Annotated in this window: 1 protein-coding gene; it reads left to right on the top strand. The window is 54.0% G+C overall.

Annotated features, from left to right (window positions below):
* Nucleotides 1-60 precede the first annotated feature (60 nt).
* Nucleotides 61-531 (top strand): hypothetical protein (locus I9W95_RS12385; protein WP_225675334.1); only part of this gene is annotated, 471 nt, incomplete at its 3' end.

Raw genomic sequence — 531 nt, 5'->3', positions numbered from 1 at the left:
TGGATTAATAGGCCTGGCTCTAACTATTCAGGTTTATTCGCTTCTGTACGAGAAGCCCGTTTGCAGCAGCTTGCCCTGACGGGACCCTTGACGCAGGTCGTTGGCAATGGCTATGCCGGGCTGTTATCGGGGTATGCCTCTGCAGGCTCTGTGATCAGCGGCGTCTATGCCACAGGCTCAGTGCAGGTGGCTGATGGTTATGCCGGTGGTATTGTCGGAGATCTGTACAACTCAACCGTGCAATATGGCCTCTCTGAAGCTTCTGTTGCAGGGGGTAACTATATCGGTGGTCTGGTAGGACGGGCCCGTAGCTGGAAAGACGTCAGCCAGCTCAATCAAGTGCTGGTGATGGGGCTTGTCACTAGTGATGGTTCTTATCGGGGGGGCATCGCGGGGTGGCTATCTGGAGTTAATATAAACGCCACTTACTGGGCTACCGATGCTACAGGTCAGGATGCTATCGGATATCTTAGCGGAACGGTAAACACAGATAACAGCGGCCATCTGTTGGCTGAACTGCAGTGCCCAACG

Origin of the sequence: Thalassolituus marinus (assembly GCF_020320395.1) — a bacterium.
Classification (GTDB): Bacteria; Pseudomonadota; Gammaproteobacteria; order Pseudomonadales; family Oceanobacteraceae; genus Venatoribacter; species Venatoribacter marinus.
Note: the sequence above shows the minus strand (reverse complement) of the source record. Positions and strands in the feature narration are given on the sequence as shown.